The sequence below is a fragment of the Enterobacter sp. 940_PEND genome, assembly GCF_001059415.1.
GTDB lineage: Bacteria > Pseudomonadota > Gammaproteobacteria > Enterobacterales > Enterobacteriaceae > Enterobacter > Enterobacter cloacae_M.
Genome location: NZ_JUMS01000132.1, coordinates 37,515 through 61,821 on the forward strand (window position 1 = coordinate 37,515; position 24,307 = coordinate 61,821).

The 24,307-nt window shown below is 58.4% G+C and carries 23 protein-coding genes; 16 read left to right on the forward strand and 7 right to left on the reverse strand.

The window, feature by feature from the left end; all coding sequences use genetic code 11:
• Positions 1 to 99 precede the first annotated feature (99 nt).
• From hldE to ADJ24_RS19355, 3 genes are read right to left on the reverse strand one after another with little or no spacing between them, the layout of a single operon-like run.
• Entirely contained in the window at positions 100 to 1,530 is a 1,431-nt protein-coding gene (gene hldE / locus ADJ24_RS19345; RefSeq protein ID WP_023309209.1) for a bifunctional D-glycero-beta-D-manno-heptose-7-phosphate kinase/D-glycero-beta-D-manno-heptose 1-phosphate adenylyltransferase HldE, read from the reverse strand.
• A gap of 40 nt (positions 1,531 to 1,570) precedes the next feature.
• Positions 1,571 to 4,426, reverse strand: coding sequence for a bifunctional [glutamate--ammonia ligase]-adenylyl-L-tyrosine phosphorylase/[glutamate--ammonia-ligase] adenylyltransferase (gene glnE / locus ADJ24_RS19350; protein ID WP_023309210.1), 2,856 nt, complete (start codon positions 4,424 to 4,426; stop codon positions 1,571 to 1,573).
• A 21-nt stretch (positions 4,427 to 4,447) separates the two neighbouring features.
• Positions 4,448 to 5,749, reverse strand: a complete 1,302-nt coding sequence (locus tag ADJ24_RS19355) for an inorganic triphosphatase (protein WP_023309211.1) — start codon at positions 5,747 to 5,749, stop codon at positions 4,448 to 4,450.
• 229 nt (positions 5,750 to 5,978) lie between these two features.
• Between ADJ24_RS19355 and ADJ24_RS19360 the strand changes: the two genes are divergently transcribed.
• Positions 5,979 to 6,599, forward strand: coding sequence for a TIGR04211 family SH3 domain-containing protein (locus ADJ24_RS19360; RefSeq protein ID WP_024906484.1), 621 nt, complete (start codon positions 5,979 to 5,981; stop codon positions 6,597 to 6,599).
• A 60-nt stretch (positions 6,600 to 6,659) separates the two neighbouring features.
• A complete protein-coding gene (locus ADJ24_RS19365; RefSeq protein WP_023309213.1) occupies positions 6,660 to 7,901 on the forward strand; it encodes a multifunctional CCA addition/repair protein in 1,242 nt (413 codons plus the stop codon).
• Positions 7,902 to 7,911: 10 nt separating this feature from the next.
• Here ADJ24_RS19365 and bacA read toward each other — a convergent pair whose 3' ends face one another.
• Both bacA and folB read right to left on the reverse strand, forming a co-directional pair.
• Positions 7,912 to 8,733 carry an undecaprenyl-diphosphate phosphatase gene (gene bacA / locus ADJ24_RS19370; protein ID WP_023309214.1) on the reverse strand — a complete coding sequence of 274 codons (822 nt, stop codon included), beginning with the start codon at positions 8,731 to 8,733 and terminating at the stop codon, positions 7,912 to 7,914.
• A gap of 106 nt (positions 8,734 to 8,839) precedes the next feature.
• Positions 8,840 to 9,208, reverse strand: coding sequence for a bifunctional dihydroneopterin aldolase/7,8-dihydroneopterin epimerase (gene folB, locus ADJ24_RS19375; RefSeq protein WP_023309215.1), 369 nt, complete (start codon positions 9,206 to 9,208; stop codon positions 8,840 to 8,842).
• 107 nt (positions 9,209 to 9,315) lie between these two features.
• Here folB and plsY point away from each other — a divergent pair, with 107 nt between their 5' ends.
• Positions 9,316 to 9,936 (forward strand): glycerol-3-phosphate 1-O-acyltransferase PlsY, encoded by a 621-nt coding sequence (gene plsY, locus ADJ24_RS19380; protein ID WP_023309216.1) that lies wholly within the window; start codon positions 9,316 to 9,318, stop codon positions 9,934 to 9,936.
• Positions 9,937 to 10,020: 84 nt separating this feature from the next.
• Positions 10,021 to 11,487 (forward strand): MFS transporter, encoded by a 1,467-nt coding sequence (locus ADJ24_RS19385; protein ID WP_023309217.1) that lies wholly within the window; start codon positions 10,021 to 10,023, stop codon positions 11,485 to 11,487.
• Positions 11,488 to 11,527: 40 nt separating this feature from the next.
• Here ADJ24_RS19385 and ADJ24_RS19390 read toward each other — a convergent pair whose 3' ends face one another.
• On the reverse strand, positions 11,528 to 11,950 hold the full coding sequence (locus ADJ24_RS19390) for a MarR family winged helix-turn-helix transcriptional regulator (RefSeq protein ID WP_023309218.1): 423 nt from the start codon (positions 11,948 to 11,950) through the stop codon (positions 11,528 to 11,530).
• Between the two features lie 147 nt (positions 11,951 to 12,097).
• On the opposite strand from ADJ24_RS19390, the gene ADJ24_RS19395 reads away from it, so the two are divergent.
• The 9 genes from ADJ24_RS19395 to ureG all read left to right on the forward strand — a co-directional run bounded on the left by ADJ24_RS19395 (position 12,098) and on the right by ureG (position 18,742).
• Entirely contained in the window at positions 12,098 to 13,111 is a 1,014-nt protein-coding gene (locus tag ADJ24_RS19395; protein ID WP_023309219.1) for an alpha/beta hydrolase, read from the forward strand.
• A 145-nt stretch (positions 13,112 to 13,256) separates the two neighbouring features.
• Positions 13,257 to 14,084 carry an urease accessory protein UreD gene (locus tag ADJ24_RS19400; protein ID WP_023309220.1) on the forward strand — a complete coding sequence of 276 codons (828 nt, stop codon included), beginning with the start codon at positions 13,257 to 13,259 and terminating at the stop codon, positions 14,082 to 14,084.
• A 10-nt stretch (positions 14,085 to 14,094) separates the two neighbouring features.
• Positions 14,095 to 14,397 carry an urease subunit gamma gene (locus ADJ24_RS19405; protein WP_023309221.1) on the forward strand — a complete coding sequence of 101 codons (303 nt, stop codon included), beginning with the start codon at positions 14,095 to 14,097 and terminating at the stop codon, positions 14,395 to 14,397.
• Between the two features lie 10 nt (positions 14,398 to 14,407).
• Positions 14,408 to 14,722, forward strand: a complete 315-nt coding sequence (locus tag ADJ24_RS19410) for an urease subunit beta (RefSeq protein WP_023309222.1) — start codon at positions 14,408 to 14,410, stop codon at positions 14,720 to 14,722.
• A complete protein-coding gene (gene ureC, locus ADJ24_RS19415) occupies positions 14,715 to 16,418 on the forward strand; it encodes an urease subunit alpha (protein WP_023309223.1) in 1,704 nt (567 codons plus the stop codon). The genes ADJ24_RS19410 and ureC overlap by 8 nt, the downstream gene beginning before the upstream one ends.
• 9 nt (positions 16,419 to 16,427) lie before the next feature.
• Positions 16,428 to 16,892, forward strand: a complete 465-nt coding sequence (gene ureE / locus ADJ24_RS19420) for an urease accessory protein UreE (RefSeq protein WP_023309224.1) — start codon at positions 16,428 to 16,430, stop codon at positions 16,890 to 16,892.
• A 9-nt stretch (positions 16,893 to 16,901) separates the two neighbouring features.
• Positions 16,902 to 17,441, forward strand: a complete 540-nt coding sequence (locus ADJ24_RS19425; protein ID WP_023309225.1) for a HupE/UreJ family protein — start codon at positions 16,902 to 16,904, stop codon at positions 17,439 to 17,441.
• Positions 17,441 to 18,115, forward strand: coding sequence for an urease accessory protein UreF (locus ADJ24_RS19430; protein WP_023309226.1), 675 nt, complete (start codon positions 17,441 to 17,443; stop codon positions 18,113 to 18,115). The genes ADJ24_RS19425 and ADJ24_RS19430 overlap by 1 nt, the downstream gene beginning before the upstream one ends.
• Before the next feature lie 9 nt (positions 18,116 to 18,124).
• Positions 18,125 to 18,742 carry an urease accessory protein UreG gene (gene ureG, locus ADJ24_RS19435; RefSeq protein ID WP_014071813.1) on the forward strand — a complete coding sequence of 206 codons (618 nt, stop codon included), beginning with the start codon at positions 18,125 to 18,127 and terminating at the stop codon, positions 18,740 to 18,742.
• A 45-nt stretch (positions 18,743 to 18,787) separates the two neighbouring features.
• Here ureG and tsaD read toward each other — a convergent pair whose 3' ends face one another.
• The gene (gene tsaD, locus ADJ24_RS19440; protein ID WP_023309227.1) at positions 18,788 to 19,801 is read right to left on the reverse strand and encodes a tRNA (adenosine(37)-N6)-threonylcarbamoyltransferase complex transferase subunit TsaD; all 1,014 of its coding nucleotides are present in this window, start codon (positions 19,799 to 19,801) and stop codon (positions 18,788 to 18,790) included.
• Positions 19,802 to 20,037: 236 nt separating this feature from the next.
• On the opposite strand from tsaD, the gene rpsU reads away from it, so the two are divergent.
• From rpsU to rpoD, 3 genes are all read left to right on the forward strand, one after another.
• Positions 20,038 to 20,253, forward strand: coding sequence for a 30S ribosomal protein S21 (gene rpsU, locus ADJ24_RS19445; protein ID WP_001144069.1), 216 nt, complete (start codon positions 20,038 to 20,040; stop codon positions 20,251 to 20,253).
• Positions 20,254 to 20,368: 115 nt separating this feature from the next.
• Positions 20,369 to 22,114, forward strand: a complete 1,746-nt coding sequence (dnaG, locus tag ADJ24_RS19450; RefSeq protein ID WP_003862574.1) for a DNA primase — start codon at positions 20,369 to 20,371, stop codon at positions 22,112 to 22,114.
• Positions 22,115 to 22,267: 153 nt separating this feature from the next.
• Positions 22,268 to 24,115, forward strand: a complete 1,848-nt coding sequence (rpoD, locus tag ADJ24_RS19455; protein WP_023309228.1) for an RNA polymerase sigma factor RpoD — start codon at positions 22,268 to 22,270, stop codon at positions 24,113 to 24,115.
• The last annotated feature ends 192 nt before the right edge of the window (positions 24,116 to 24,307 follow it).

Genomic DNA, 24,307 nt, shown 5'->3' on the forward strand with positions numbered 1-24,307 from the left:
CCCGGTGGCGCTTCGCTTACCGGGCATACATATACGCGTAGGTCGGGTAAGGCGCAGCCGCCACCCGACATAAAAAAACGGGCCAGCTGGCCCGTTTTTTTACTGACTGTCCTTCTGGATCTTCTTGATGATGTTGGTGGTTGAGCACCCGTCCTCAAAGTTGAGCACCATCACCTCGCCGCCGTTCGCCCAGACCTCTTCGCTACCCGCGATTTGCTCCGGCTTGTAATCCCCACCTTTAACCAGCAGGTCCGGCAGAATGCCGGCAATCAGGCGCTGCGGGGTATCTTCTTCAAACGACACCACCCAGTCCACGGCTTCCAGCGCGCCGAGTACAATCATGCGCTGCTCGAGCGGGTTCACCGGACGCGTTTCGCCCTTCAGGCGTTTCGTCGATGCATCGCTGTTAACCGCCACAATCAGGCGATCGCCCAGCTTGCGCGCGTTCGCCAGATACGAAACGTGGCCCGCGTGCAGAATGTCGAACACGCCGTTGGTCATCACCACTTTTTCACCACGCTTGCGCGCGGCGGCGACGGCCACCTTCAGCTCGTCTTCGGTCATGACGCCAAAACCGGTATCCGCACGACCGCGCACCGCGTTTTCCAGCTCGATTGGCGAAACGGTTGAGGTACCGAGTTTACCGACGACCACGCCCGCCGCGGCGTTAGCGAAGTAGCACGCCTCTTCCAGCGAGTTTCCTGCTGCCAGCGTCGCCGCCAGCACGCCGATCACCGTATCACCGGCACCGGTCACGTCGTACACTTCCTGCGCCTGGGTTGGCATATGCAGCGGCGCTTTGCCCGGCTGCAGCAGCGTCATCCCCTGCTCGGAGCGGGTGACCAGCAGCGCGGACAGCTCGAAATCGGCAATGATCTTCATGCCGCGCTCAACCAGCTCTTCCTCGGTTTTGCACTTGCCCGCCACAGCTTCAAACTCGGAGAGGTTTGGCGTTAGCAGGGTTGCGCCGCGATAGCGCTCAAAATCGGTCCCTTTCGGGTCGATCAGCACCGGCACGCTGGCTTTACGCGCCAGCTGAATCATCGTTTGCACGCTCGCCAGCGCGCCTTTAGCGTAGTCGGACAGTACCAGCGCGCCGATATTGCCCAGCGCCTGGTTGATACGCTCGTGCAGCGGCTCGGGATCAACGCCTTCGAACCCTTCTTCAAAGTCGAGGCGGATCAGCTGCTGGTTGCGCGACAGCACGCGCAGCTTGGTGATGGTCGGGTGGGTCGGAACAGAGACGAAGTCGCACTTCACGTTCACGTCCGCCAGCGACTTGCTCAGCGCGCGCGCCGCATCGTCGATGCCGGTCAGGCCCACCAGACGCGACTGCGCGCCCAGAGAGGCAATGTTCATCGCCACGTTTGCCGCGCCGCCGGGACGCTCTTCAATGGTGTCAACCTTAACCACCGGTACCGGTGCTTCCGGAGAGATGCGGCTGGTAGGCCCATACCAGTAGCGATCCAGCATCACATCCCCAACAACCATTACCCCAGCACGTCCAAACTCTGGCAGTGTTACTTTCATTCCTGACTCCAGAAAGATTCACAATTTGCGCGCGATAATATCACACTTGGTTTGTTACGCACGGTTCCACCAGCCACTTCTGCCAGCTGGCGGTTACCTGAGCACGTTCATGAGCAAAACAGTCCAGCGCCACATGCCCCGGCTGCTCCTGCAGCGCCAGGTGATGAAGCTCATCGCGAAGCGTCGTGTAGGCGCGGGTTAAAGCCTGCGCCTCCTGCTCGTCCATGATGTCATTTTGCGCCAGCAGCTCCAGAATGCGCACGTTATCGGACCAGCGCGTCAGCTTCGGCTTGTCGTGGGCGTGCAGCAGCACCAGATACTGGGTAATGAACTCAATATCGGTAATCCCGCCCTCGTCGGCTTTAATATCAAAGCGATCGCGGTGTTTATTGCCGAGGTGCGCGCGCATTTTCTCACGCATTTCCCGCACTTCTGTTTGTAATGTGGCGCCCTCTCGCACCGTCGTCATAACGTCCTTACGGATGACGTCAAACTGCGTTTTGAGCTGCGGATCGCCATACACCACGCGAGCGCGCACCAGCGCCTGATGCTCCCACGTCCAGGCTTCATTCTTCTGGTAATCTGCGAAGGATTCCGTTGAGGTCACCAGCATGCCCGCCGCGCCGGACGGACGCAGACGGGCATCCACTTCATACAAAATGCCCGACGAGGTGCGGGTGCTGAACAGGTGCATGATGCGCTGCGCCAGGCGCAGGTAGAACTGACGCCCGTCAATTTCACGCTCGCCGTCGGTCATTACGTCAACCGGGCAGTCGTGCAGGAAGATTAAATCCAGATCGGAGCTATAGCCCAGCTCCCAGCCGCCAAGCTTGCCGTACCCCACGACCGCGAATCCGCGTCCTTCACGTTCGGCCAGGTGTTTCGGCTGGCCGTAGCGCGCCACCATCTGCACCCACGCCTGATGGACCACCGCGTCGATGATCGCCTCTGCCAGCCAGGTTAAGTGATCGCTCACTTTCATCACCGGCAGCGTTCCGGCGATGTCCGCCGCCGCCACGCGCAGCATCTGCGCCTGCTTAAACTGGCGCAGCGCCTCCAGCTGTTGCTCTTCGTCCTCTTCCGGCACGCGCAGCAGATACTGACGCAGCTCGTCCCGGTAGGCATCCGTCGCCGTTGGCTGATACAGCGTGTTCGGATCGAGCAGCTCATCCAGCAGCAGCGGGTAACGCGCCAGCTTGTTGGCCACCATCGGCGACGCGGCGCACAGCGTAATCAGGTGCTTCAGCGCCCCCGGAAACTCGCTCAGGAGCTCCAGATAGGTGGTACGCGTGATAATCCCGCTCAGCAGCGGCATCATGCGCGACAGCGGCACCGGCGCGTCCGCCCGCGAGCAGACCTCGCTCAGCAGGTGCGGCATCAGGTGATCCAGCACCTGACGGCCGCGCGGGCCGATGGCGCGTTTGTTTAGCTCAAGACGGAAATCAGCGATCAGCGCCACCACGCGGTGACGCGCGTCGTCGGTTAAGTGCGTCAGCACCGGCGTGGTGTCATCTTCCTGGAGCGCGTCCTGCCACAGCTCGCGCCAGTGCTCGGAAAGCGCATCGTCCGGTGATTCACTTTCGTCATCACCGATCAGCTCGTTGAAGATGCGGCGCACGCCTGCCATATGGGCATCCAGCCGTTCGGTTAACGCGGCCCAGTCGTCCACGCGCATGCCCCAGGCCAGGCGCGCCCGGTTAAGGTCATCGCCCGGCAGGGTCTGGGTCTGTTCGTCATTGATGCTTTGCAGTAGGTTTTCCAGACGGCGCAGAAACAGATAGGCCTCGCGCAGGGTTTGCGCATCGCCGTCCGGCAGCAGGTGCAGCTGCTCGATGGCGCTCAGGGTCGGCAGCAGCGAGCGGGACTGCAGGGACGGCTCACGGCCGCCGCGAATAAGCTGGAAGACCTGGACGATAAATTCAATTTCGCGGATGCCGCCCGCGCCGAGCTTGATGTTGTCCTTCAGCCCGCGCCGGCGCACCTCACGGGCGATCATCCCTTTCATGTTACGCAGGGACTGGATCACGCTGAAGTCGATATAGCGACGGAATACGAACGGGCGCAGCATGGCGCGCAGCTCGTTGGCGTAAGCGTCGTCGCTGTCGCCCATGATCCGCGCTTTAACCATCGCATAGCGCTCCCAGTCGCGCCCCTGCTCCTGGTAGTAATCCTCCAGCGCGGCAAAGCTCAGCACCAGCGGTCCGCTGTCGCCAAACGGGCGCAGGCGCATATCCACGCGGTAAACAAAACCGTCCTGCGTCGGCTGATCCAGCGCCTTAATCAGACGCTGGCCGAGGCGGGTAAAGAACTGGGCGTTGTCGAGCTCGCGACGGCCGCCGCGCGTGGAGCCGTTCTCGGGCCAGGCAAAAATCAGGTCGATGTCGGAGGAGAAGTTCAGCTCGCAGCCGCCCAGCTTGCCCATCCCCAGAATCAACAGCGGCTGAGGGACCCCTTCCTCGCTGCACGGCGTGCCCCACTCTTTACAGCAGGCGGCGTAGAGCCAGTCGCGCGCGGCGACAATCAGCGTTTGCGCCAGCTCGCTTAGCTGCTGCAGCGTGCTCTCTTCGCTCACCAACTCCAGCGCCTGAGCCCAGGCAATGCGCACCATCACCCGACGGCGGAACTGACGCAGGACGCGCATCAATGTCGCTTCATCCGCAACGTCTTCGAGCGCGGTTTGCAGCCAGCCGGCATACTGCCGCCACTCATCCGCCTGCGGCGGTGCGTTCTCAAGCTCCGCCAGCCAGTCCGGGTTGGCGGTGATACTTTCCTGCACAAAATCACTGAAGGCGAGCACGCTCTTCGCCTGCTCGCTTAACGATGACGCCGGTAATGACTCAGGCAGACGTTCGCAAACGGTCTGCCACTGCTGCTGTAACGGTGAAGAAAGCGGCATTATAGGGGTTCCTTGCCAGAGTTAACGTTTTCCGCTGTGCAGCCAGAACGGCTCCTGCGAAATGGCCTCGTTACGGAAATGCTCAATCTCAATATGCTGGCGGGTCTCAATGGCATGCTTCAGCCCCTGCCAGTTTTCCAGCCAGGCCTGGGTTTTAACGCCGTCATAAGCGCCGGAAAGCAGCAGCATGCTGTCGATGTTGCGCGACAGACGAGGAAGCTGATCGCCATACCGATCGCCGAGCGGATACGCAAAGGTGCTCTTCAGCTCGGCGGCATGACGGGAAAGATGAATATCCGCGAAACGCTTAAAGTTTTCCGCGATTTTGGTCTCCGCTTTCGCATCCAGGAAGGCGCGCCAGCCGCGCGTCACCAGAAACTCGGTCAGCGCCAGTTTTGCCGTCGCGGCTTGCGGGCTGTAGATTGCCGTTTGCGCCGATACGTCGGAGAGCATCAGCGTTTCGGTTTGCGTCAGCAGGTCACGTAAGTGAGCGCTCGCTTTGCGAGGAACAATACCGCCGAACAGCGTCAGGGTATGGCGCACCAGGGCAATCGCCGCCAGCACGTGGGATTTTGCGTTTTTCACATTTCGCACCCACAGCTCTTCATGGTATTGCCACTGAGAAAGCGCCAGCTCCAGCGCGGCTTCCAGCCCCTGTTCAACGCTAGCTTTTGGCGCAACGTGCAAAATGGTCGTCTCTTTCAGCACGCGGGGCGCATTTCCGGCGGCCAGATGGTAACCCCGCGCGGCTTTACTCAGGCTTCCCTGACGCAGTCCGGACTGGTTCACCAGCCTGCGCGCCAGCTTCAGCACGTCATTTGCGTCCCCTTCCAGCAGCTCAAGCTCGAGTTCGCAAATCGGCTCCTGGAACTCACCCGCCTTCACGTCCCCCAGATCGAGGGCGATTTCGATGCGGCTTTTGCCTTCCGCCACCAGCCATTTCTCGCGCCAGAAATCGGTGCTGAACAGCGGCTGCACCTGTTCCGCCAGCGTGGAAGGCAGCTCGCCATCCGGCCAGACTTCCGCCGGGAAACGTTCCAGCTCAAGTTCCGGCTTGCTGATGTCGATATTGTATTCCGGGCGCTGATGCAAACCGCCGACCACGCGGCCGGCAATTTTCATCGTCATCTCGTAGCGCCCGCTCGCGCCGCGGATGCGCAGCCCCATATCATGGCGGCGCAGCCAGCTGTCTGGCGTTTCATAATAGATATTAAGCAGTTGTACCGGTGCATGGTGTTCGCCAGAAAGCGTATGCAGATGCTGGCGGAGTGCGTCAACGCTGTCTTTTTCGACGATAAACTTTAATTCGATTTCTTGTGCCATAACCTTGTACTTTTGCGGGCGTCACAGACGCGTCAATGAGGGCGAACTTCCTCGCCATTTGTTTGTCAGTACATAGTATTTTGCGCCAAATTGCCATGCAATGAGCAATTTGTCGGGCGTAAATGTATAGAGTCGTGACACAGATGATTCTGATTGCTGACGAATGCTTTGCGTAGAGACACTGTTGCCACTACTATCGTTCCACTATTTATGAAAATAACGACTAATGATGCTTAAATTACGCCTGATTGGACTTACTTTACTCGCTTTTAGCGCCGCAACCGCAGTGCACGCTGAAGAGAAGCGTTACGTTTCTGACGAACTGAACACCTGGGTACGCAGTGGCCCCGGAGATAATTATCGCCTCGTGGGCACGGTGAATGCCGGCGAGGAAGTCACCCTGTTACAGACCAACGCGGACACCAACTATGGTCAGGTTCGCGACAGTACCGGCCGTACGTCCTGGATCCCGCTGAAAGAGCTGAGCACCGTGCCAAGCCTGCGCACGCGCGTTCCCGATCTGGAAAACCAGGTGAAGACCCTGACCGATAAGCTGAACAACATCGACGGCACCTGGAACCAGCGCACCGCTGAAATGCAGCAGAAAGTGGCGCAAAGCGACGGTGTGATTAACGGTCTGAAAGAAGAGAACCAGAAACTGAAAAACGAGCTGATTGTCGCGCAGAAGAAGGTGAATGCCGCCAATCTGCAGCTCGACGACAAACAGCGCACCATCATCATGCAGTGGTTTATGTATGGCGGCGGCGTGCTGGGCGTGGGTCTGGTGCTGGGTCTGGTGCTGCCGCATCTGATCCCAAGCCGCAAGCGTAAAGACCGCTGGATGAACTAATTCGTCTTCTCTGCCAGACTTACGTATTATTCTGGAAAAGAGAAAACGGGAGAGTTGGGCGTGAAGAGTTATCTGGTCGGTGGTGCGGTACGTGATGCGTTGTTAGGTCTGCCGGTCAAAGATAAAGACTGGGTGGTGGTTGGCGCCACCCCTGAAGAGATGCTCGACGCGGGCTACCAGCAGGTAGGCCGCGATTTTCCCGTGTTCCTGCACCCGAAAAGCCGTGAAGAGTATGCCCTGGCGCGTACCGAGCGGAAATCGGGCTCGGGCTATACGGGCTTCACCTGCTATGCCGCGCCGGACGTCACGCTGGAGCAAGATCTCCTGCGCCGCGATCTCACCATCAACGCGCTGGCGCAGGACGAAGACGGGCAGATCGTAGACGCCTATGGCGGTCAGGACGATCTGCGCAACCGCCTTTTGCGTCACGTCTCCCCGGCGTTTTCAGAAGATCCGCTCCGCGTGCTCCGCGTGGCGCGCTTTGCCGCGCGTTACGCCCATCTCAGTTTCCGTATTGCCGATGAAACAATGGCGCTGATGACCGCCATGACCGAGGCGGGCGAGCTTGAACACCTGACGCCAGAGCGCGTCTGGAAAGAGACGGAAAATGCCCTCACCACGCGCAACCCGCAGGTCTTTTTCCAGGTCCTGCGCGACTGCGGCGCGCTGAAGGTGCTGTTCCCGGAAATAGACGCGCTGTTCGGCGTGCCTGCTCCGGCGAAATGGCACCCGGAAATTGATACCGGCGTACACACGCTGATGACGTTGAGCATGGCCGCCATGCTCAGCCCTGACGTGGACGTGCGCTTTTCCACCCTGTGCCACGATCTCGGCAAAGGCCTAACGCCAAAAGAATTCTGGCCTCGCCACCACGGGCACGGCCCGGCAGGGGTGAAGCTGGTCGAGGGGCTGTGCCAGCGTCTGCGCGTGCCGAACGAGATCCGCGATCTGGCGAAACTGGTGGCCGAGTTCCACGATCTGATCCACACCTTCCCTATCCTGAAACCGGCCACCATCGTTAAGCTTTTCGATAACATCGACGCCTGGCGCAAACCCCAGCGCGTAGAGCAAATCGCGCTCACCAGCGAAGCTGACGTGCGCGGTCGTACCGGGTTTGAAGCGTGCGATTACCCGCAGGGACGGTTACTGCGTAAAGCCTGGGACGTAGCGAAAGCGGTGCCCACGAAGGACGTTGTCGAAGCGGGATTCAAAGGACCGGAAATTCGCGAAGAGCTCACGAAACGGCGAATTCAGGCGGTGTCGGACTGGAAGGAAAAGCATTGCCCTCAGCCGAAAGACTGAGGGCCATCGGTCAGAAGAAGACCACGTACACCGCAGCCGCCACGATAAAGCGATAGATCGCGAACGGAATAAACGAGATACGCTTAATCAGCTGCAGGAAGGTTTTAATGGCAATCAGCGCCACGATAAAGGCGGTGATGAAGCCAACGGCGAACATCGGAATGTCGCCAGCCGTCAGGAAGTGATAGCTCTTATAGACGTCGAGTACGGTGGCGCCCATCATCATCGGCACCGCCAGCAGGAACGAGAACTCTGACGCGGCGTAACGGCTTACGCCCATCAGCATCCCGCCGGAGATGGTAGCGCCTGAACGCGAGAAGCCCGGCCACAGCGCCAGACACTGGAAGCAACCAATGATAAACGCCTGACGATACGTCATGTCGTCCAGGCCTTCCGCGCGCGGCGTTTTTGGCTTCAACACTTCCGCGGCGATCAGCAGTAAGCCCCCCACCACCAGCGCGTACATTACGTTAATCGGGTTAAACAGAGATTTGATGACGTCGTGGAACACCAGGCCCAGCACCACCGCAGGGATCATCCCGAGCAGAATATGGATCAGTGACAGACGACCTTTACCGGCCCCCTCGTGCTGAGGCGGACGACCAAAATGGATGCCGATCAGGCCAAACAGGCGACGCCAGAACATCACGACCACCGCCAGAATAGACCCCAGCTGGATCACCACTTCAAACGTTTTTGCGGTATCGCCTTCAAAGCCCAGCAGATGGCCAACGATAATCATATGGCCCGTACTGGAGACCGGCAAAAACTCCGTCAATCCTTCGACCACACCCAGTATTGCCGCCACCAGCAGCGAGTGCATATCGCTCATCTATAAACCCCTAAAAAGATATAAAAAAAACGGTGCCCCATACGGACAACCGATAAGATACAGTCTTGAGACCGGTATAACCTAAAATGGTTTAGCTATTATGACGTTAAATCTTTCCTTTCAGATTTGTGCCACGCTCAATAATGACGCCAACATTGGCGGCGCGCGCCACCGCTCCCGGCTTGCTCAGCTTGATGCGCACCCACGGTGAGTTGAATTTTTTCAACAGCAATTCTGCGACTTCTTCCGCCACCCGTTCGACCAGCGCAAAACGTTGCCCTTCAACGTGGGCGATGACCGTTTCACTGATATCGGCATAGCTCAGACAGTCGTTCACGTCATCGCTTTTTGCCGATTTGCGGTTATCCCACCCCATTTCGATATCGAACACCAGTTTCTGCTCGATGGTCTGTTCCCAGTCGTAAACACCAATTGTGGTGATTACCGAAAGTTGCTCTATAAATACAATATCCATCACGACCTGCCTGCTTTTTGGCTAAACCGGATACCACTTCCGGCGAATTATGCGTATTATCCACAGATGCTGAGAATACAGATACATTTTCAAAACGGAACAGCGTTATGAGTGCAATCGCGCCTGGAATGATCCTCCTCGCCTATCTTTGCGGCTCAATCTCCAGCGCCATTCTGGTCTGCCGCATTGCCGGGTTACCTGACCCGCGTGAAAATGGTTCCGGGAATCCGGGGGCGACCAACGTACTACGAATTGGCGGCAAGGGAGCAGCCGTAGCGGTTTTGATTTTTGATGTTCTGAAAGGGATGCTGCCCGTCTGGGGCGCCTATGCGCTGGGCGTCACGCCGTTCTGGCTGGGGCTCATTGCTATTGCTGCCTGCGTCGGTCACATCTGGCCCGTATTCTTCGGCTTCAAAGGCGGAAAAGGCGTTGCGACCGCCTTTGGTGCCATTGCACCTATCGGCTGGGATCTCACCGGCGTAATGGCCGGGACGTGGCTGCTCACCATTCTTCTGAGCGGCTATTCGTCGCTGGGCGCAATCGTCAGCGCGCTGATCGCCCCGTTCTACGTCTGGTGGTTCAAACCCCAGTTCACCTTCCCGGTGTCGATGCTCTCCTGTCTTATCCTGCTGCGTCATCACGACAATATCCAGCGCCTGTGGCGTCGTCAGGAGACCAAAATCTGGACGAAGCTCAAGAGGAAGAAAAAAGACGCTCCGAAGGGTTAGTTATGCCTTATAGCCAAATGTGATTTTGGTCACCTTCTGCCTGTGGTAACTGTTAGGGACACAACACAACCACATAAGAAGAAAATGGCTGAAATCACAGAATCTACTCCCCTTTCAACGGCAGGTATTCCCCCTGATGGCGACATCCAGTGGGTCCGCAGCGCTTCGGATGTATCACGCCTCGTTAATGACGGTTCTCAGGGCCGGACAAACGCCCGTATCGTGGTCGGTATCGCTTTGGGCGGCATTTTCCTCGATGCCTACGATCTGGGCGCGCTGGCGTTTGGCATTAAAGACATCACCCGCGAATTTAGCCTGACGCCCGCCGGTACCGGCATGGTGGCCTCGGCCATTACCTTTGGTGCCATTGTCGGGGCGCTGCTGGGCGGCTATCTCACGGATAAAATCGGGCGCTACCGCGTTTTTATGGCTGATATGGTGTTCTTCGTGGTGGCAGCGATCGCCTGTGCGCTGGCCCCGAACGAATATGTGCTCGCGGGCGCCCGCTTTGTGATGGGGCTGGGGGTCGGGATCGACCTTCCCGTGGCGATGGCGTTTTTAAGCGAGTTCGCCAGGCTAAAAGGGCCCGGAAATAAGGCCTCCAGCGTCGCGATGTGGTGCCCCACCTGGTATGCCGCCATCAGTATTTCCTACCTGCTGGTGCTTTTCTTCTACGCCGTGCTGCCGGAGAGCCACAGCGACTGGCTGTGGCGTTTGATTCTCGGCTTTGGCGCGGTGCCCGCGCTGGTGATTATCGCCATCCGCAGCCGCTATATGAGCGAATCTCCGGTCTGGGCGGCGAATCAGGGCAACCTGAAAGAGGCGGCGTCAATTTTACGCCAGTCGTATAACATCAATGCCCACGTGCCGCAGGACGCGCTCGGCCAGCCCGCACCCGTCGTGAATAAAGCGAAATGGTCAAATTATCTGAACCTGTTCCGCGGCATCTACTTGCGTCGCACGACGCTCGCCACGCTGCTTTCCGTGGTCTCGTCGTTTGCCTATAACGCCGTGGCGTTTGGCCTGCCGGTGATCATCTCCAGCTTCTTCGTCCAGTCGATGCTCACCACCATTCTCATTTCTCTGGCGCTTAACCTGCTGTTTGCCTTCGTCGGCGGACTGCTGGCGGTACGCTACGTGCCGCGCTTCGGCGCCTGGCGGATGTCGCTGGCGGGTTATGCCTGCCAGCTTGTGGCGCTACTGGGTCTGGCGCTGATTGGCAGACCAGACGGTGCCTCTGAAGGGGTGCTCGCCGTGGCGATGCTGGCGCTATTCCTGTTCGGTCAGGGCTTCGGCCCGGGCGCGCATACCATGACGTTTGCCTCGCTGAGCTACCCAACCTCGCTGCGCGGCGTGGGCGTGGGCCTCAACCAGACGCTGATGCGCAGCAGTTCCACGCTGTCGCTGTTTCTGTTCCCGCTGCTGGTCGCCTCGCTGGATACCGCCGTGTTCTGGGTGATTGCGCTGGCGCCGTTTATCGGCCTGGCGTCGCTGCTGGCAATCCGCTGGGAGCCGTCGGGGTATGATGTGGATGCAGAGGACTATCGGTAACGACACATTACTTCGGTGGGTTCAACCCACCGAAGGGTTATTACAAATCGTCGAGAAGCGTTCGGGAGAGTTTTTTTAGCGTCTCAAGCTCATCGTCATTCATCCGCATGCTGCAACGAATCTGATCCGGCAATGCCATCACCCGTTTCTTAAGGTCTTTGGCCTTGTCGGTCAGTACAACATTTTTCATCCTTTCATCACCCACAACCGCGATACGGTTGAGGAATCCTTTTGCCTCAAGCTTTTGTACAATCGGGGTCAATGTGCCCGAATCAAAAAACGTCTTATCGCTGAGATCGCGAAGTGGGATGTTGTCTTTCTCATAAAGCGCCATCAAAACAACGAATTGCGGATAGGTCAGATCCATCTCTTGCAGTAAGGGGCGATACTGGCGAACAAACGCGTTGGTGACCGAGTACAGCGAGAAGCAAAGTAAATCGTCTAGCGTTTTGTTTTCTTTCATTTTTCTATCAACTCCAAATCGGTTGCCTAAAAAAATTATAAATAATGTTTGACTAAAAGTATCTTGCGCGCAAGTATTAGACCAACAACTAAGTAGCGCACTATTTAGTTATCTCATCCAATCAAATACGCTTAAAGGGGCACTACCATGAAAACACTAACCGCCATCCTGGTTTCTTCCGTCTTCGCGTCAGCCGCGGCATCCGCTCAAACCACCAATACCCCAACCCCGACCGCAGGCGTACAGGCATTTCTTAATATTTTGAATTCCGGCAAGGGTAAGCCAATGGAACAGATGACCCCGCAGGAGGCCCGCCAGGTACTGATTGACGCGCAGCAAGGCGCAAAACTGCCGCCCGCTCAGGTTTCTGAAAAAACGATCCAGGTAAATGGCCAGGCGATCAAACTGAAAATAGTGAAACCTGAAAAAGCCAGCGGCACGCTCCCCGCCTTTATGTTCTTTCACGGCGGCGGTTGGGTGCTGGGTGACTTCGCTACCCACGAACGTTTAATCCGCGACCTCGTTCGCGCTTCGGGTGCCGCTGCGGTTTACGTCGATTACACCCCGTCACCTGAGGCCCATTTCCCGGTAGCAATTAATCAGGCCTATGAAGCGACAAAATGGGTCGCCGGGCACGGTCAGGAAATTGGCGTGGACGGTAGCCGTCTGGGTCTGGTGGGTAACAGCGTCGGCGGCAACATGGTGGCTTCGGTGGCGCTGCAGGCCAAACAGTTCAATGGGCCAAAGATTCGCTACAACGTTATGCTCTGGCCAGTTACCGATGCGAATTTTGATACTGCCTCGTATAGCCAGTTCGAAAATGGCTATTTCCTGTCGAAAAACATGATGAAATGGTTCTGGGATAACTACACCACCAGCGCTGCCGATCGCAACAATATCCTTGCCTCTCCGCTTCGCGCCAGCACCGCGCAGTTGAAAGGCTTCCCCGAGACGCTGATCCAGACAGCGGAGCTGGACGTTCTGCGGGATGAAGGTGAAGCATTCGGGCGTAAACTGGATGCGGCTGGCGTCCCGGTGACCGTCACGCGCTATAACGGCATGATCCACGACTACGGCCTGCTTAACCCGCTGAGCCAGGAGCCAACGGTGAAAGTTGCGCTTGAGCAGGCAGGTGCAGCGTTGCATGAGCACCTGAAATAGTCTCGTCATTGCTTATACAGAGCACGGCCCCGGCCGTGCTTTTGTATTTCTCCTGCCTGGCCATCCATAAGCGACTCATATGACAGGCTTCATTTCCGCCAGGGCATACTGAAACGTATCCCGATGGTGTGGAAATGGATGCAGCATGTTAGCAGCTCAGGTCACTGATAATACGTATAAAGGCTGGCAGGCGTCGCTTGCCCTGCAGTTTTGTCACACCCCTGAGAAAACCCTCCTGTACTCCGCCCACCACGTCGGGCCGCTCACCGTTCAACGTCCGTTTTACCCCGAAGGCGAAACCTGCCACCTTTACCTGCTGCACCCGCCAGGCGGGATTGTGGGCGGCGATACGCTGAACATTTCCGTTCGGCTGGACGCCAAAAGCCACGCGCTCATCACCATGCCCGGGGCCAGCAAGTTCTATCGCAGCAGCGGCCCGCAGGCCCGTCTGAACCAGCATTTTTACCTCGATGAAGATTCCACGCTGGAGTGGCTGCCGCAGGACACCATTATCTTCCCCGGCGCGAATGCCGCGCTGCGCTCCGTCTTCCATCTGAAGGCCTCCAGCACGCTGCTGGCTTGGGAGCTGTACTGCCTGGGGCGTCCGGTGATCGGTGAGACATTCAGCCACGGCACGCTGGAGAGCCGCCTGGAGGTGTGGGTAGATGACGAGCCGCGACTGATTGAGCGTCAGCATCTTAGCGACGGCGATCTCACGCCCGTCGCCGGACGTCCGTGGCTCGGCACGCTGCTGTTCTATCCGGCCAAAGAAGAACATCTCGACGCGGTGCGCGAACGGCTCGCACCGCTGGAAAATTACGCAGGTGCAACGCTCACTGACGATCTGCTGTCGGTGCGTTTTCTCTCCGACGACAACCTGATTTGCCAGCGGGTTATGCGCGACATCTGGCAGTCGCTTCGCCCGCTTCTCACCACCAAAACCGCCTGTTCGCCGCGCATCTGGCAGACATAAGAGAAACGTTATGGAACTGACCCCCAGAGAAAAAGACAAGCTGTTGCTGTTTACCGCCGCGCTGGTTGCCGAACGCCGCCTTGCGCGCGGGGTAAAGCTCAACTACCCGGAATCAATCGCGCTGATCAGCGCCTTTATTATGGAAGGCGCGCGCGATGGCGAAACCGTCGCCTCGCTGATGGAGGCGGGCCGCCACGTCCTGACGCGCGATCAGGTGATGGAGGGCGTGCCGGAGATGATCCCGGATATTCAGGTCGAAGCCACCTTCCCGGACGGTTCGAAGCTCGTCACCGTCCACAACCCGATCGTCTAAGGAGCGCGTTATGATCCCAGGTGAATACCAGATCCAGCCCGGAACGATTGCCCTCAACGTCGGGCGTGAAACCCAACGCGTGGTTGTCGAAAATCACGGCGACAGGCCGATCCAGGTCGGATCGCACTATCACTTTTACGAGGTCAACCCGGCGCTGAAGTTCGATCGGGAAGCCACCAAAGGCTTCCGACTGAACATCCCGGCGGGCACCGCCGTGCGCTTCGAGCCCGGCCAGAAGCGGGAAGTGACACTGGTTCAGGTCACGGGGGCGCAGCGCATTTTCGGCTTTCGCGGCGAGGTGATGGGCGAGGTGAACCATGGCTGAGATTTCGCGCCGGGCGTATGCCGATATGTTCGGCCCCACCACCGGAGATAAAGTGCGGCTGGCCGACAGCGAGCTGTGGATCGAAGTGGAAGACGATCTCACGGTCTACGGCGAAGAGGTCAAGTTCGGCGGCGGAAAGGTGATCCGCGACGGTATGGGTCAGGGGCAGATGACCGCAGACGGCTGCGTGGATCTGGTTCTTACCAACGCGCTGATCGTCGATCACTGGGGGATCGTAAAAGCCGATATCGGCGTCAAGAACGGACGGATCTTCGCCGTCGGCAAAGCCGGGAACCCGGACATTCAGCCCGGCGTGACGATCCCGATTGGCGCGGCAACGGAAGTGATTGCCGCCGAGGGGAAGATCGTCACCGCCGGCGGGATCGACACCCACATCCACTGGATCTGCCCGCAGCAGGCGGAAGAGGCGCTGGTCTCCGGCGTCACCACCATGATCGGCGGCGGCACCGGACCGGCGGCGGGCACCAACGCCACCACCTGCACGCCGGGACCGTGGTATATCGCCCGCATGCTGCAGGCTGCCGATACGCTGCCGGTGAATATTGGCCTGCTCGGCAAAGGTAACGGCTCCAGCCCGGACGCCCTGCGCGAACAAATCGCCGCGGGCGCCATCGGGCTGAAGATCCACGAAGACTGGGGCGCGACGCCCGCCGCCATCAATTGCTCGCTGGAGGTGGCTGACGAGATGGATATTCAGGTGGCGCTGCACAGCGACACGCTGAACGAGTCCGGGTTTGTCGAAGACACGCTGGCGGCCATTGCCGGGCGCACCATCCACACCTTCCACACCGAAGGCGCGGGCGGCGGCCACGCACCGGATATTATCACCGCCTGCGCGCACCCGAATATTCTGCCCTCCTCCACCAACCCGACGCTGCCCTATACGGTCAATACCATCGACGAGCATCTCGACATGCTGATGGTCTGCCATCACCTCGATCCGGATATCGCCGAGGACGTGGCGTTTGCCGAATCCCGCATTCGTCGTGAAACCATCGCCGCGGAAGACGTGCTGCACGACATCGGCGCGTTCTCGCTTACGTCGTCAGATTCACAGGCCATGGGCCGCGTCGGGGAAGTGATTATCCGCACCTGGCAGGTGGCGCACCGCATGAAGGTCCAGCGCGGCGCGCTGCCGGAAGAGACCGGCGAGAACGACAACTTCCGCGTGAAGCGCTACGTCGCCAAATACACCATTAACCCGGCGCTCACCCACGGCATCGCCCATGAAGTCGGTTCGATTGAGGCGGGCAAGCTGGCGGATCTGGTGGTCTGGTCCCCGGCGTTCTTCGGCGTCAAACCCGCCACCATCGTCAAGGGCGGGATGATCGCCTGCGCGCCAATGGGCGATATAAACGCCTCGATCCCTACGCCGCAGCCGGTGCATTACCGCCCGATGTTTGGCGCGCTGGGCGCCGCGCGCCACGCTACCCGACTGACGTTTATCTCGCAGGCCGCCAGTGCGAACGGCATCCCGCAGCAGCTCAACCTGCAGAGCGCTACCGCGGTGGTGAAAGGCTGCCGGACGGTGAAAAAAGCGGACATGATCCACAACGGCCTGCAGCCGAATATCACCGTCGACTCGCAAACCTACGAGGTGCGTGTCGACGGTGAACTGATAACCAGCGAACCGGCTGACGTTCTGCCGATGGCGCAACGCTATTTCCTGTTTTGAGGAGTGATGATGATCTATTTAACCCAACGCCTGGACCATGCGCATCCGATTACCGCCAGCGTCACGCTGCCGATTGACGTGCGGGTGAAAAGCCGCGCCCGCGTAGCGCTGAACGACGGCCGCGAAGCCGGGCTGATGCTGCCGCGCGGCCTGCTGCTGCGCGGGGGCGACCTGCTGACGACCGACGACGGCAGCGAGGTCATCGAAGTGATCGCCGCCCCGGAGTCGGTTTCCGTGGTGCGCTGCGCCGATCCGTTCCTGCTCGCCCGCGCCTGCTACCACCTGGGCAACCGCCACGTGCCGCTACAGGTCATGCCCGGCGAGCTGCGCTATCACCATGACCACGTTCTCGACGACATGCTGCGCCAGTTCGGGCTGGACGTGACCTACGCCAGCCTGCCGTTTGAACCGGAAGCGGGCGCGTACGCCAGCGATGCCCACAGCCACAGCCATTCTCACGCTCATTCACATTAAGGATTCATCATGCGCAAGTATTTACCGCTGTTACTGCTGGCTTTTTCCGTTCCCGCCCTCGCGCATCCCGGTCACGGTACCGACAGCTTCCAGGCCGGATTTCTCCACCCGCTGACGGGGCTCGATCACCTGCTGATGCTGGCGGGCGCAGGCGTGCTCTCGGCCCTGAGCGGTCGCAAACTCCTGCTGCCGTTTGCCACCCTCGGGATGATGCTTGTCGGCGCCATTGCGGGCAGCCTGCTCGGCGGCTTCAGCGGCATGGAGATGCTGATTATCGCCTCGCTGGCGGTATCCGGCGTGATGATGTTTAAAACCGAAAAACGTCTGCTGCTGGCGGTACCTGCCCTGGCGATGTTCCACGGCTGGGCGCACGGCGTGGAGATGTCCGGCCACAGCTTCTGGCTCTTCACCAGCGGCTTTATGCTCGCCAGCGCCACGGTGCTGTGCGCCAGCTTTGCCGCGGGGCTGCTGCTGCGCCGTCACGACGGCCTGCGTAAAACCTTCGGCGGCGGGCTGATCGTCTCTGCCCTGCTGGCGCTGATGAGCTGATGGAGCACGCCCGCCAGAGGCTGCGCCTGATGCAGCTATCCAGCAGCAGCCTGCCGGTCGGGTCGTTTACCTGGTCGCAGGGGCTGGAGTGGGCCGTTGAGGCAGGCTGGGTCACCAACGCCGACGCGTTCAAACGCTGGCAAATCCAGCAGATGGAGCAGAGCTTTTTCTGCGTCGACCTGCCGCTGTTTATTCGGCTATTCCGGGCCTGCGAGCAGCAGGATCTGACGATGGCCAAACGCTGGACGGCATACCTTCTCGCCTGCCGGGAAACGCGCGAGCTGCGCGAAGAGGAGCGCAACCGCGGGGCGGCGTTTACGCGCCTGATTAAAAGCTGGGAGCCAGACTGTCCGCCCGAATGGCTGCCGCTGTTTATGCAGAGCCAGCTCTGCGGCATGGCCTGGCTCGGCGTGCGCTGGGGCATTAGCGCGCGCGAGCTGGCGCTGAGCCTCGGCTACAGCTGGATGGAGAGCGCGGTCATGGCGGGCGTCAAGCTGGTGCCGTTTGGGCAACAGGCCGCGCAGCAGCTGATTATCGAACTGGGCGACCATTACGCCGCCGGGCTTGAACAGGCATTTTTGCGTAGCGACGACGCGCTGGGGGCAGCAACGCCGCTGTCCGCCATCGCCTCCGCGCGCCACGAAACTCAATATTCACGACTATTCCGTTCCTGAGGAGTCAACATGGCTGATTACAAACATCCCCTGCGCGTGGGCGTGGGCGGCCCGGTAGGGTCGGGCAAAACCGCGCTGCTGGAAGCGCTCTGCAAGGCGATGCGCGACACGTATCATCTTGCGGTGGTGACCAACGATATCTACACCAAAGAGGATCAGCGCATCCTGACCGAGGCAGGCGCGCTGGAGCCGGAGCGCATCGTGGGCGTAGAGACGGGAGGCTGCCCGCATACCGCCATTCGTGAAGATGCCTCGATGAACCTGGCGGCGGTGGAAGCGTTAAGCGAGAAGTTCGGCAATCTGGATCTGATCTTCGTTGAAAGCGGCGGAGACAACCTGAGCGCGACGTTCAGCCCGGAGCTGGCGGATCTGACCATTTACGTGATCGACGTGGCCGAAGGGGAAAAAATCCCGCGTAAAGGCGGGCCGGGGATCACCAAATCCGATTTTCTGGTGATCAATAAAACCGACCTCGCGCCGTACGTCGGCGCCTCGCTGGAGGTGATGGAGCGCGACACTAACCGCATGCGCGGCGAGCGTCCATGGACCTTTACCAACCTGAAGGCGGGTGACGGGTTAGCGACGATTATTGCGTTTCTGGAAGAGAAAGGGATGCTGCGGGTGTAGTCAAACGATCCCCTCTCCCTGTGGGGAGAGGGTTAGGGTGAGGGATTACGCCTCCGGCAGTTCCGCCAGCGGCCAGCGCGGGCGCACGGACACGCTGAGGTCGGACGTTGCGCCCGCGTTCAGGCGCACCATTCCCGCGTAAGCGATCATCGCGCCGTTGTCGGTGCAGAATTCCGGACGGGCATAGAACACTTCCCCGCGACGCTTTTGCATCATCCCGGCGAGCTTCGCGCGCAGCGTGCGGTTAGCGCTCACGCCACCCGCCATCACCAGACGCTTAAAGCCGGTCTGATCCAGCGCGCGCTTGCACTTGATCATCAGCGTGTCCACCACCGCATCTTCGAACGCGCGAGCGATATCGGCGCGGGTCTGCTCGCTGTCATCGTTATTGCGAATCGTATTCGCCGCGAAGGTTTTCAGCCCGGAGAAGCTGAAATCCAGCCCCGGACGGTCGGTCATCGGACGCGGGAAGACAAAGCGCCCTTCCGTTCCCTGCGACGCCATTTTTGACAGCATCGGGCCGCCAGGATAATCCAGACCCAGCAGCTTGGCGGTTTTGTCGAACGCTTCACCGGCGGCATCGTCGATCGATTCGCCCAGCAGCTCGTACTTGCCAATGCCGGTTACGCTAATCAGCTGCGTATGGCCGCCGGAGACCAGCAGCGCCACAAACGGGAATTCAGGCGGATTCTCTTCCAGCATCGGCGCCAGAAGGTGCCCTTCCATATGGTGAACCGGGATCGCCGGCACATCCCACGCGAACGCCAGCGAACGGCCAACCGTTGCGCCGACCAGCAGCGCTCCGACCAGGCCCGGGCCTGCGGTATAGGCCACAGCGTCGATATCATTTGAACTCAACCCGGCCTCTTTCAGCGCCGCCTGGATCAGGGGAACCGTTTTACGCACGTGGTCACGAGAGGCCAGTTCAGGTACGACGCCGCCGTAGTCAGCGTGCAATTTCACCTGACTATACAGCTGGTTGGCCAGAAGCCCTTTTTCGTCGTCGTAAATGGCGATGCCGGTTTCATCGCAGGATGTTTCAATACCCAGTACACGCATGACTTGTTTTACCTCGTTTCAATACCGCGCAGTGTAGAGCCTGGGCGGGTTGATGTAAAACTTTGTTCGCCCCAGGAAGAAGGCTCGTGTATACTCCTCACCCTTATTAAAGTCCCTTTCAAAATCGCATCGGTGCTTTACAAAGCAGCAGCATTTGCAGTAAAATTCCGCACCATTTTGAAATAAGCTGGCGTTGATGCCAGCGGCAAACCGAATTTATTAAAGGTGAGAGTTACATGCCGGTAATTAAAGTACGTGAAAACGAGCCGTTCGACGTAGCACTGCGTCGCTTCAAACGTTCATGCGAGAAAGCAGGTGTTCTGGCTGAAGTTCGTCGTCGTGAGTTTTATGAAAAACCAACGACCGAACGTAAGCGCGCTAAAGCTTCCGCTGTGAAACGTCACGCGAAGAAACTGGCTCGCGAAAACGCACGCCGTACTCGTCTGTACTAATTGGTTGAGGGCCTCAGCCCTCAATTGACAGACAGAGTAATAGTCGTAAGGCCGTGCTTCCGGAAGGAATGCGCGGCTTGTTTTCGTTTATAAGTCGCTTAAAATTTTGGGGCATATGGCCGGAAGAATCCCACGCGTTTTCATCAATGACCTGCTTGCCAGAACCGACATCGTCGATCTCATCGACGCGCGGGTAAAGCTAAAAAAGCAGGGCAAGAACTACCATGCGTGCTGTCCGTTCCATAACGAAAAAACCCCCTCCTTCACCGTAAACGGTGAAAAGCAGTTCTACCATTGCTTCGGCTGTGGCGCACACGGTAATGCCGTCGATTTTTTGATGAATTACGACAAGCTCGAGTTCGTTGAAACCGTCGAAGAGCTGGCGGCGATGCATAACCTTGAAGTGCCGTATGAAGCAGGCAGTGGGCCAAGTCAGATCGAGCGCCATCAACGGCAAACGCTGTATCAACTGATGGATGGCCTGAATTCGTTTTACCAACAGTCTCTTAAGCACTCTGCGGCTGAGCCTGCGCGTCAGTATCTGAACAAGCGCGGACTGAGCGACGATGTCATTGCGCGTTTCGCTATTGGTTACGCCCCGCCCGGCTGGGACAACGTGTTAAAGCGTTTTGGCGGCAATAGCGAAGATCGTAAGTCTCTCATCGATGCAGGCATGCTGGTCACTAACGACCAGGGACGAAGCTACGACCGCTTCCGCGAACGGGTGATGTTCCCGATCCGCGACAAGCGTGGCCGGGTAATAGGTTTTGGTGGTCGCGTGCTGGGTGATGCCCTGCCGAAATACCTCAACTCCCCGGAAACCGATATTTTCCATAAGGGCCGCCAGCTGTACGGTCTTTATGAGGCGCAGCAGGATAATGCGGAACCTCCGCGTCTTCTGGTCGTCGAAGGCTATATGGACGTCGTGGCGCTGGCGCAGTACGACATCAACTACGCGGTTGCGTCGTTAGGGACGTCCACCACCGCCGATCATATTCAACTGCTGTTCCGGGTGACCAACAACGTCATCTGCTGTTACGACGGTGACCGCGCAGGGCGCGACGCCGCCTGGCGCGCGCTGGAAACCGCGCTGCCGTATATGACCGACGGGCGTCAGCTACGCTTTATGTTTCTGCCCGACGGCGAAGACCCGGATACGCTGGTGCGTAAAGAGGGCAAAGCGGCGTTTGAAGCGCGGATGGAGCAGGCTCAGCCGCTCTCCACGTTTTTGTTTAACAGCCTGATGCCGCAGGTCGATTTGAGTACCCCTGACGGGCGCGCGCAGCTCAGCACGCTGGCGCTGCCGTTAATCAGCCAGGTGCCCGGCGAAACGCTGCGCATCTATCTGCGTCAGGAGTTAGGCAACAAGCTCGGCATTCTGGATGACAGCCAGCTTGAACGTTTAATGCCAAAACAGGCTGAAAACGGCACGGTTCGCCCCGCGCCTCAGCTAAAACGCACAACCATGCGTATACTGATAGGGTTGCTGGTCCAAAACCCCGAGCTTGCGCCGCAGGTGCCGTCGCTGGCGGGTTTAAACCACGAAAAATTGCCCGGGCTTGGCTTATTTTCAGAACTGGTCAACACGTGTTTGTCTCAGCCAGGTCTGACCACCGGACAACTTTTAGAGCATTATCGCGGCACAAAAGAGGCCGCTACCCTTGAAAAATTGTCGATGTGGGACGATATAGCAGATAAGGACATTGCAGAAAAAACGTTCACCGACTCACTCAACCATATGTTTGATTCGATGCTTGAGCTGCGCCAGGAAGAGTTGATAGCTCGCGAGCGCACACACGGTTTAAGCAGCGAAGAACGCCGGGAGCTCTGGATGATTAACCAGGAACTGGCGAAGAAATAAAAAATTTAACGGCTTAAGTGCCGAATATCGATCGGGAAGCCCCCGGCAGCCGCACTGAGAGGCAGCGGCAAAAATATAAGTACGCCCTCGCTTTAAAGGTTGGCAGCCCCATCGCCGACACCAATCAAACGAATTAAGTGTGGATACCGTCTTATGGAGCAAAACCCGCAGTCACAGCTGAAACTTCTTGTCCAACGTGGTAAGGAGCAAGGCTATCTGACCTATGCCGAGGTCAATGACCATCTGCCGGAAGATATCGTCGATTCAGATCAAATCGAAGATATCATCCAAATGATCAATGACATGGGCATTCAGGTGATGGAAGAAGCACCGGATGCCGATGATCTGTTGCTGGCTGAAACCTCCAACAACACTGACGAAGATGCGGAAGAAGCTGCTGCACAGGTACTGTCCAGCGTGGAATCTGAAATCGGGCGTACCACTGACCCGGTCCGCATGTACATGCGCGAAATGGGTACCGTTGAACTGTTGACCCGCGAAGGCGAAATTGACATCGCAAAACGCATCGAAGACGGGATCAACCAGGTTCAGTGCTCCGTTGCCGAGTACCCGGAAGCGATCACCTATCTGCTGGAGCAGTACGATCGCGTTGAAGCAGAAGAAGCGCGCCTGTCCGACCTGATCACGGGTTTTGTCGACCCCAACGCTGAAGAAGATATGGCACCTACCGCCACTCACGTCGGTTCTGAACTGTCTCAGGAAGAGATGGATGATGACGAAGACGAAGATGAGGAAGAGAGCGACGACGACACCGCGGACGATGACAACAGCATCGACCCAGAGCTGGCGCGTGAGAAGTTTGCCGAGCTGCGTACCCAGTACGAAGTGACGCGTGACACCATTAAAGCGAAAGGCCGCAGCCATGCCGCCGCTCAGGAAGAGATCCTGAAACTGTCTGAGGTATTCAAACAGTTCCGCCTGGTGCCAAAACAGTTCGACTACCTGGTGAACAGCATGCGCGTGATGATGGATCGCGTACGCACCCAGGAACGCATCATCATGAAGCTGTGCGTTGAGCAGTGCAAAATGCCGAAGAAGAACTTCATCACCCTCTTCACCGGCAACGAAACCAGCGAAACCTGGTTCAACGCGGCTATCGCGATGAACAAGCCGTGGTCTGAAAAACTGCACGACGTGAAGGACGACGTACATCGCGGCCTGCAGAAACTGCATCAGATTGAAGAAGAGACCGGCCTGACCATCGAGCAGGTTAAAGACATCAACCGTCGTATGTCCATCGGTGAAGCGAAAGCCCGCCGCGCGAAGAAAGAGATGGTTGAAGCGAACTTGCGTCTGGTTATCTCTATCGCCAAGAAATACACCAACCGTGGTCTGCAGTTCCTGGATCTGATTCAGGAAGGCAACATCGGTCTGATGAAAGCGGTAGATAAGTTTGAATACCGTCGTGGTTACAAGTTCTCCACCTACGCAACCTGGTGGATCCGTCAGGCTATCACCCGCTCTATCGCGGATCAGGCGCGCACCATCCGTATTCCGGTGCATATGATTGAGACCATCAACAAGCTCAACCGTATCTCCCGCCAGATGCTGCAGGAGATGGGCCGCGAGCCGACGCCGGAAGAGCTGGCCGAGCGCATGCTGATGCCGGAAGACAAGATCCGTAAAGTGCTGAAGATCGCCAAAGAGCCAATCTCCATGGAAACACCAATCGGTGATGATGAAGATTCGCATCTGGGTGATTTCATCGAGGATACCACCCTCGAGCTGCCGCTGGACTCTGCCACCACCGAGAGCCTGCGCGCTGCGACGCACGACGTTCTGGCTGGCCTGACCGCTCGTGAAGCGAAAGTCCTGCGTATGCGTTTCGGTATTGATATGAACACCGACCACACGCTGGAAGAAGTGGGTAAACAGTTCGACGTTACCCGCGAACGTATCCGTCAGATCGAAGCGAAGGCGCTGCGCAAGCTGCGTCATCCAAGCCGCTCTGAAGTGCTGCGTAGCTTCCTGGACGATTAATCGGTCCTGACAGTGAAAAAGCTCCCAATCGGGAGCTTTTTTTTTGTTTATTCCCTCTCCCTTTGGACTGTGGGCTCCCCAGTAATTTATAAGCAGAGGCAATAACCTTGTTTCAGAACGAGTGAAGACTTTCAGCGATGCTCTGGTCCGGCTGTAAATCGCTGAGGCGTTTCCTGCAGGCCGGGGCGAGGC